Genomic DNA, 8,476 nt, shown 5'->3' on the forward strand with positions numbered 1-8,476 from the left:
TCCGAATAACGAGCAAGGTCTTCGAGTGCACAGGGGACAACGAGGCGCAAGCGGCGAGGTTGAGCCGAACGAACTCGCTTCACCCGATCGAGCGACACGTCACCGGGTGGTTGCCAACGGGCCGCTCGCGCGACCCCGGCCGGCTCCGGACACGCAAGCGCCCCCGGTGTGGCGCGTCCGCCACACCGGGGGCCAAGTGAGTCGATCCGATGATCAGCCCGTCGACCTGTCGGCCGGTGGAGCACCGGCCGGTCGACCCGTCGACCGATCACACGGTCATCGCGTGCTCAGCGAGCGGCGCGGCTCAGAAGTTGGCGCAGTTGTTGCCGAACGCCGGGTTCAGCACGCCGATCACGCTGACGGTGTTGCCGCAGAGGTTCACCGGGATGTGCACGGGAATCTGCACCTGGTTGCCCGCGACCACGCCCGGGGAGCCGGCGGCCACACCGTTGGCGGCGGCGCCGCCGTGGGCGGACGCGACACCGGCGGCGGCCAGCACCAGCCCACTGGTGGCAGCGGCGACAGCGGCGATCTTCTTGACCTTCATCATTCCTCCTGTATGAGCAACGCAACCCGTTCGGCGGGCTGCATAGGAGTGAACGACGGTGTGGCAAACGGGGTACGGAGACTTTTCTCCATTCACCCGCAACGGTGATGACTCGCACAGGCAGTCGATCAATGGATTCCTGCAGAATCGTTTCTCTCGATCTCCATTTCACTGTCCCAAATCATTAGCTCGGACAATGCGGACGGCCCGCCCCCGGTACCCCGGGAGCGGGCCGCGGTCCCGCGTGCGGGACGGTCGTTCAGCAGGCGTCGATGAAGCGGTCCAGCACTCGCACGCCGAACTTGAGCCCGTCCACCGGCACCCGCTCGTCCACACCGTGGAACATCCCGGCGAAGTCCAGCTCCGGCGGCAGCTTCAGCGGCGCGAAGCCGAAGCAGCGGATGCCGAGGTCCTGGAACGACTTGGCGTCCGTCCCGCCGGAGAGGCAGTACGGCACGGCACGCGCGATCGGGTCCTCGGCCTGCAGCGCGCTCTGCATCGCCTCGACCAGCGCGCCGTCGAAGCTGGTCTCGATCGCCTTGTCCGAGTGCAGGCTCTCGCGCTTCACGCGCGGGCCCAGCACGCTGTCCAGCTCGGCCAGGAACTCCTCCTCGTAGCCGGGCAGGAAGCGCCCGTCCACGTGGGCGGTCGCCTGCCCGGGGATCACGTTCACCTTGTAACCGGCGCCGAGCATCGTCGGCTGGGCGGTGTTGCGCAGCGTGGTGCCGATCATCTTGGCGATGCCGCCCAGCACCCGCAGCGTCTCGTCCATGTTCTCCGGGTCGAGCCGCACGCCGAGCGCGTCCGACAGCTCGTCCAGGAAGGCGCGGACGGTCTTGGTGATCCGCAGCGGGAACGTGTGCCGCCCGAGCCGGGCCACCGCCTCGCACAGCTCGGTGATGGCGTTGTCGTCGTTCTCCATCGACCCGTGCCCGGCCCGGCCCTCGACCGTGAGCCGCATCCAGTGCATGCCCTTCTCGGCCGTCTCCACCAGGTAGAGCCGCACCTGGTCGTTGACGGTGAAGGAGAAGCCACCGACCTCGCCGATGCCCTCGGTCACCCCTTCGAAGAGGTCCGGGTGCTTGTCCACCAGGTACCGGGCGCCGTACGTGCCGCCCGCCTCCTCGTCCGCCACGAAGGCCAGCACCAGGTCGCGCGGGGGCTTGCGCCCGGTCCGCAGCCGGTCGCGCACGACGGCCAGCGTCATCGCGTCCATGTCCTTCATGTCGACCGCGCCGCGCCCCCAGACGCAGCCGTCCGCGATCTCGCCGGAGAACGGGTCGTGCGTCCAGTCCGCCGCGTTGGCCGGCACGACGTCGGTGTGCCCGTGGATCAGCAGGCCCGGGCGCGAACGGTCCTCGCCCTCGATCCGGACCACCGTCGAGGCCCGCCCCTTGGCGGACTCGAAGATCTGCGGCTCGATGCCGAACTCCGCGAGCTGCTCCGCCACGTACTCGGCGGCCTTGCGCTCGCCCGGGCCCGAGCCGTCGCCGTAGTTGCTCGTGTCGATCCGGATCAGGTCGCGACAGATCTCGGCGACCTCCGACTCAGCCGTCACCTTCGGCGCCGCCGCCCGCCCCGCCGCCGACTCGCTCCGCTCGCTCACGGTCACTCCTCGTCTCAGCCCCGCACCGACGCACCAGCGCGCCACCCCCGGGACCTGCACCCGGGCCGTACGAGCACGTCCGCCCATCCTCCCCCAGCCCCCCACCCGTATCCACCCCGCGGGGGCCCGGGAAACGGCGCGAAACCCCCTGGTCACACCCCCGCCACAGAGCCCCCCTTGCCCTGGTCACCGCCCCCGCCCACCGGTCCACAGCCGTTTTGGGAGCGCAAGCCGATCTTTGCTACAGTTACATCTGTCAGCGCGGCCGACGAGGCCGAAGAGACAACACCCGGTCCGGGTGGCGGAATGGCAGACGCGCTAGCTTGAGGTGCTAGTGCCCTTTATCGGGCGTGGGGGTTCAAGTCCCCCCTCGGACACCAGCAGGGTCGTCGACGTGGTCGGCGAGAGCAATGCGGGTCAGGAGCAATCCTGGCCCGCATTTTGCGTTGCGCGAGACCCTGCGGCAGTACAGGCCGACGGTCACCCGAAGCCAGTGACGGCAGCGGCGGATCCGGGCGTGGCGCGCGGGGCCGGCCGGACGGATCTGCGCAGGTGGCGGGGTGTTTCGGGTGCTCGGATACCCTGGGGCGGTGAACGAGAACCTGCCCCCGTGCCCCCGCTGCTCCAGCGAGTACACCTACGCGATGGACGCGCTGATGGTCTGCCCGGAGTGCGGGAACGAATGGACGTCTGCCGAGAGCGCCGGCCCCGACGGGGTTGCCGCCGGGGAGCGGGTGATCAAGGACGCCGTCGGGAACGTGCTGAGCGACGGCGACACGGTGACGGTCGTCAAGGCGCTCAAGGTCAAGGGCAGCCCCTCGGGGATCAAGGCGGGCACCAAGGTGCGCAACATCCGCCTGGTCGACGGCGTCGACGGGCACGACATCGACTGCAAGATCGACGGGTTCGGCCCGATGCAGCTCAAGTCGAGCGTGGTCAAGAAGGCCTGAGCCGTCACAGGCCGTGCTGGTCGAGGATCCTCAGGAGCTTGCGCCTGCGCCGCTGCTCGGCCTTCAGGGCCGCGAGGTCGTCCGCGAAGGCCGCCTCCGTCCCCAGGGCCCGGTGGCAGGCCCGGGCTTCGAGCAGCAGCCGGGCCATCTCCCGGTAGGGGCCGTCGCCGGTCAGCGGCTTGAGCCGCTCGATCGCCCGGCGGTACCCCTCCAGCGCCTCGGCGGGCCGGCCGGCGCCGGCGCCGGCGCCGGCGCCGGCGCGGCCGAGCTGCGCCGGCAGGGACGGTTCGAGGCCGCGCTCGGCCTTGGCGAGCTGCCGCATCAGGTGCTTCTCGGCCCAGCCGGACGGATTGCTCCGGCTCGCCTCCTCCGCCCTCTCCCGGACCCGTCGCAGGCCCGGTCGGCCGAGGAGGTCGCGGTAGTCGCCGAGCTCGGCCTCCAGCAGGTGGTCGTGGTCGCCCAGCAGCCGGTCGACCAGCCACTCGGCCAGCTCGGTGCGGTCCGGCGGTGCCGCCCGGCACGCCTCCAGGTGGGCCTCGTCGAGATCGGCGGCGACACCGCCGACACACCCGGCGGAGTCGTCGATCCGGTCGTAGGACCGGCCGAGCAGCCTGATCGCCTCCCTGGCCAGGGCGACCGCCTGCTCGGCCTGCCCCTCCGCCGTCAGGGCGCGGACGGCCGCCACCGCCTCGCCGGCCTGGAGCGCGTAGGCCTGGGCGTCCGCGTACTCGACGTACCCGTGCCGGCTGAAGCGGCCGACCGCGAGCAGGTCGGCGATCCGGGCCCGTAGTTGGGCGGGATCGGCCTGGGCGGTCGCGGCCCGGAGCTCCAGGCGGCGGCGCAGGCTCCGGTCGCCGTCCATCAGTTCGCGCACCAGGAGCAGCAGGTCGTCCCGCGAGCGCGAACCGAGCCAGGACGCCAGGGCGCCGGCCCGGGCCTTCCCCTCGGCCTTGAGCCGGGGCAGCTCGTCCCACTTCTCCAGCACCACCAGACCCACCGCGACGCAGTGCTTGCAGAAGTTGCCGTCGAGCCCGTAGGGACAGTCGCACTCGCCCGACAGCCCGTACTCCTCGTCCAGCTCCAGCACGACCTCGTAGGCCTCGGTGCCGCTCACGACGGCGGTGAACCGCTGGGCCCCGACGTCGAGTTCGGCGACCGCGTCCCGGTAGCCCAGACCTCGTTCGAAGGAGCGCGGCCCGGCCAGCCCGCTCAGGTCGTCCTCGGTGAATCCGGCGCTGCTCGTCACACCGTCATTCAAGCAAACCGCAGCGGCCGACCGACGGGCTTCGGCCCGTCAACGGGCCGTCCAGACGGGGCAGGCCGGGTGGTGGCGGTGGGTGCGGATGATGGTGCCGCCGAGCGAACGGTGCTCGGTCGTGGAGACGGCGCAGCAACGCGGTGTCGCGGTGGCGGTGCCGGGGGCGGGACAGCGCGGGGACGCCGGCGCGGTCGAACCGGGCACGGTGGACGGGGCGGAGGTGTGCGTCGGGGCCGGCGTCCGGTGCGGGGCGGCCGGGCGGCGGCGCCGACGGCGGGGAGCAGAAGTGGTCACGCAGCGAGATTGCCCCGGCCGCGGCCGGTGAATCCGGGACTCACCCGGATGGGCGACCGCGGGCGGGGAGCCGGGGCAGGCCGGGACGGCGTCAGAAGGTGATCGTCCGGCCTTCGGCGGCGGCCTGGCGGGCGGTGTAGGCGACACCGTGGACCTTGAGCCCGCTCGGGTCGAGGAGAGTGATCGCTCCACCGTGGTTGCCGAGCGTGAGACCGCCGGCGGTGTGGACGGTGCGGGTGGCGCCGGCGGCCAGCGGTCCGGCGGGCAGGGCGAGGCGCTGCTCGGACTGGTCGACGAGGTGCCATCCGGTCAGGTCGACTGCCGCGGCGGAGGTGTTGAGGACGGTGACGGTCTCGTCCTCGGGCCCCGGGCCGACCGGGTTGACCAGGGCGGCGACGATCCGCAGCGGGGCGTCGTGGCCGGTCGGGTCGGTCGGACGGGGCGGTGTGCCGGGCAGGGGGTGGCCGGTGGTGTCGTCGGTGTGCCAGGCCTGGGACTGGAAGGCGAGGAAGACCGCGACCCAGCGGTTCTCGGCCGGCAGGTGGATCAGCAGGCCGCCGTCCTGGTAGACGCCGTTGTCGGAGCGGAACCGGCCGCCGTTGCCCTGGTTCATGTGGACGTCGTGGACGCCGTTGCCGGGCCGGAAGCCGAACACCTTGTCGGGGACGCCCGGTTCCGGACCGAAACGCTGGCCGATCACGTAGACGGCGGCGGCCGGGTCGTCGATCGCGCGCCCCACGTAGTGGTCCAGCAGGTCGGCGAGGTCGTTGTCGGCGCCCGGGAGGCCGGGCGGAAGGATCCGCAGCGCGGCCGGGTCGAAGAGGTTGCCGCGGATGAAGTCCAGCGCGGCGGTGCCGGGCTTCGAGGGCAGGTCGGTCCAGCCGCTGCCGGCGGCCGGGAGCAGCCCGGTGAGCGGGTGCCGGAAGTCGTCGACGACGACCTGGAGCAGTTCCGAAGGGGCCTGCTGGGATTCGACGTTGACCGCCGCCCGGTAGTCGGTGCCGGCCGCGTCGCGGAGGTGGATCTGGTAGTGCGGGGTGTCGGTGCTGTCCTCGCGGCGGCGGTCGACGGCGGTGGCGGCGAGCACGCCGTAGTTCTTGAGGGGCATGGGTGAGGTGTCCTTGGGCCGGTGGGTGGTCGGAACGCACTCCGTTGTCCCGCACCCGCGGCCGCCGGCACCGGCGAATCGACGGATGTTCACCTGTTGTCCGCCCGAGGCTTCGTTCACCGGGGATGTCGTCGGCCCGGACCGGCTGTCCGAACGCCGGCGGCCACAAGGAGACGGCCGGCGAGGGACGGCCGGCTCACCCTCCCGTCGCCGGCCCGGCCTCGGCCGGGGCCCGGCCGCCGAGCCGCGCGGCCGCCCGGCGGCGGCCGAGCGCGTGGAGCATCTCGGCGACGACGAAGGCCGTCACCGAGGCAACGATCAGCAGCGGCATCGCGTTCGCCGAGTCGGCGCCGAGCAGTACCGACGCGAGCACGATGCTGGTGACCGGCAACCGGGTGACCGCGGCGCCCGAGGCGGCGAGGCCGGCGGCCAGGCCCGGGGTGTAGCCGAAGCCAGGCAGCGCACCGCAGGCCACCCCGACGGCCGCGCCGATCAGGAGCGCCGGGAAGATCGGGCCACCGCGCAGACTGCCCAGCGCGATGCCCCAGCCGAGCGCCTTGCAGAGCACCAGCGCCAGCAGCGCGCCGACCGGCCAGGACGCCGGGTCGGCGGCCAGGTTGGCGAGGGTGATCTGCCCGGAGAGCGCGGCCTCCTCCGGCGAGCGCCCGGTGAGCAGCGCGTACGCGCTGATGCAGACGCCGACCGCGACGGCGCACAGCACCGTCCGGGCGGCCGTCGCCCGCACGGTCGGCGCGGGGCGGTCCGGCCGACCGGTGACGTACCCCTTGACCTGCCCGCCGAGGGAGCGGCCGGTCACGCAGACCGTCGCGACCACGATCGCGACCGGGAGGCCCCAGAGGAAGTCACCCGCGTCGGGAATGCCGGACGCGGGCACCGAGGGCAGCGAGAGGGCGCCGATCGACAGTCCGGTCCAGTGGCCGAAGCCGGTGAACACCAGTGCGCCGATGCCGCTCGCCAGCAGGCACGGCAGGATCAGCGCCGTCAGCTGCGGGCCGCCGAGCCCGGCCGCCTCGATGATCATCACGGCGGCGACCAGCGGGCTGCCGAAGATGGTGGAGATCGCCGCCGCCGAGCCGGCCGCGCCGAGCACGGGGCCCAGCTGGGGCTTGGCGGCCAGCCAGACGGACCGGACGGCGAGCAGGGCGAGGCCGCTGCCCAGGCCCATCAGCGGCGCCTCGGGACCGAGCACGACACCGAGCGGCAGACAGGCCAGCGCCGCCAGGACCACCCCGGGCACGGCCTTCGGCAGGATGGGCGGGCCGCCGAGTCCGTCCACCGGGATGTGGCCGCCCCGGCCCGGCAGCCAGGTGATCACCGGGACGACCAGCAGCCCGGCGAGCAGCAGCGCGGGCAGCGGCCACCACCAGGGCGCGCGGTCCAGGCCGAGCGCGTCCGGGAGGCTCTCCCAGACCCAGTGCTGGAGTTCGTGTTCGAGGCTGACGAAGCCGAACGCGGCCAGCGAGACCGGGATGCCGACGAGGGCCGAAATCAGCAGGAGGCCCAGGTAGCCCTTCTTCAGCGGCACCGCGCGCACGGCGTCGGGGCCGCTGCCCTGCTGCCCGGTCTGTTCGGGCATGCCCGCTCCTTCGCGCTCACCGGGGCCGGCCGCTGCCCGGTCCCGTCCTGGGACCGAGTCTCGCCCGGGGCCCCGGAGCCCGCGCCCCGGTACGGCGCGCCCCCGGGCGGGTTACGCCGTACGGGTGAGCCGTCGTCAGACCAGGTCGGAAGGCCCGCGGAACCGGCCGTCGCGGCCCGGCGGGCGCGCGGACGGGGCCCGGCGGACGGGTACGCGGGCGGCCGCTGGGGTGACTACGGGACCTGCCGGGACTCCTCCAGCGCGCTCTCGATGCCCTGCACCATCCGCCAGAGCGGTGCCCGGCGGCTGGCGACCAGCACCACGACGTCGTCCGCCTCGGCCTCGCCGTCCGCCGTGCCCTCGGCCGGCCGGTCGCTCCAGGTGCCGGTGACGAAGGCCATCGCCGCGTCCACCTCGGTGATCCAGTCGCTCTCTCCGCCGGAGCGCAGCCAGGTGCGCAGCGCGTGGTTGTGCGCGGAGACCACCGCGGCCGCGATCACGTCGGCGCGCAGCCCCCCGTCGGACCGCTCGGCGAAACGCCCGCGCAGATAGTGCGCGAGCATGTGCTCGTAGCGCCAGACCACCGACAGCTCGTACGCCCGCAGGCCGGGCACCTTGCGGGTGAGCCGGTAGCGCTGGACGGAGAAGGACGGCTGCTCGGCGTACATCCGCAGGACGAGGCGGGCGGCGTCGCAGGCGTGCCGGACCGGGTCCTCCTCGCCGGTGCCGGACTCCAGGAACTCCGTCATCTCGGCGAGGCTGCGCTCGTGGTCGGGGAAGACCACGTCCTCCTTGGCCGGGAAGTAGCGGAAGAAGGAGCGCCGGCCGACTCCGGCGAGCGAGACGATGTCGTCGACGGTGGTCTGTTCGAAGCCGCGTTCCAGGAAGAGCTCGAAGGCGGCGGCGACCAGCGCCTCGCGCATCGCCGGCTTCGGCGGACCGTCGTTCATGGGCTGGTCCTGCTCTTCCTTCTCGCTCATTCCCGGAACATAGCACCGGCTTCGAACAGCCGAGCCAACGTGTGCGGCGGGGTGCCCGGGGGTGCCCCGCCGGTGCCCGCTACGGCAGGTTGCGGGCCATCACGATGCGCTGGACCTGGTTGGTGCCCTCGTAGAT

Annotated in this window: 8 protein-coding genes and 1 tRNA gene; 2 read left to right on the plus strand and 7 right to left on the minus strand. The window is 73.0% G+C overall.

Features of this window, described 5'->3' with window-relative positions:
* Nucleotides 1-304 precede the first annotated feature (304 nt).
* Entirely contained in the window at nt 305-547 is a 243-nt protein-coding gene (locus ACFVYI_RS19080; RefSeq protein ID WP_387886853.1) for a chaplin, read from the minus strand.
* Between the two features lie 259 nt (nt 548-806).
* Nucleotides 807-2,153, minus strand: coding sequence for a M20/M25/M40 family metallo-hydrolase (locus tag ACFVYI_RS19085; protein ID WP_387886854.1), 1,347 nt, complete (start codon nt 2,151-2,153; stop codon nt 807-809).
* A gap of 292 nt (nt 2,154-2,445) precedes the next feature.
* Here ACFVYI_RS19085 and ACFVYI_RS19090 point away from each other — a divergent pair.
* Nucleotides 2,446-2,533 (plus strand) — tRNA-Leu (locus ACFVYI_RS19090).
* A gap of 210 nt (nt 2,534-2,743) precedes the next feature.
* A complete protein-coding gene (locus tag ACFVYI_RS19095) occupies nt 2,744-3,103 on the plus strand; it encodes a zinc ribbon domain-containing protein YjdM (protein ID WP_387886856.1) in 360 nt (119 codons plus the stop codon).
* Nucleotides 3,104-3,107: 4 nt separating this feature from the next.
* Here ACFVYI_RS19095 and ACFVYI_RS19100 read toward each other — a convergent pair whose 3' ends face one another.
* From ACFVYI_RS19100 to ACFVYI_RS19120, 5 genes are all read right to left on the minus strand, one after another.
* Nucleotides 3,108-4,349: an SWIM zinc finger domain-containing protein gene (locus ACFVYI_RS19100; RefSeq protein ID WP_387886858.1), complete on the minus strand. Its 1,242-nt coding sequence runs from the start codon at nt 4,347-4,349 to the stop codon at nt 3,108-3,110.
* A gap of 48 nt (nt 4,350-4,397) precedes the next feature.
* Nucleotides 4,398-4,655 (minus strand): hypothetical protein, encoded by a 258-nt coding sequence (locus ACFVYI_RS19105; protein ID WP_387886861.1) that lies wholly within the window; start codon nt 4,653-4,655, stop codon nt 4,398-4,400.
* 91 nt (nt 4,656-4,746) lie between these two features.
* Nucleotides 4,747-5,763, minus strand: coding sequence for a DUF2278 family protein (locus ACFVYI_RS19110; RefSeq protein WP_387886863.1), 1,017 nt, complete (start codon nt 5,761-5,763; stop codon nt 4,747-4,749).
* A gap of 196 nt (nt 5,764-5,959) precedes the next feature.
* On the minus strand, nt 5,960-7,360 hold the full coding sequence (locus ACFVYI_RS19115; RefSeq protein WP_387886866.1) for a chloride channel protein: 1,401 nt from the start codon (nt 7,358-7,360) through the stop codon (nt 5,960-5,962).
* Nucleotides 7,361-7,593: 233 nt separating this feature from the next.
* A complete protein-coding gene (locus ACFVYI_RS19120) occupies nt 7,594-8,283 on the minus strand; it encodes a TetR family transcriptional regulator (protein ID WP_387886882.1) in 690 nt (229 codons plus the stop codon).
* Nucleotides 8,284-8,476 lie beyond the last annotated feature (193 nt).

The organism is Kitasatospora sp. NPDC058218, from assembly GCF_042882445.1.
In the GTDB taxonomy this organism is placed as follows: Bacteria; Actinomycetota; Actinomycetes; order Streptomycetales; family Streptomycetaceae; genus Kitasatospora.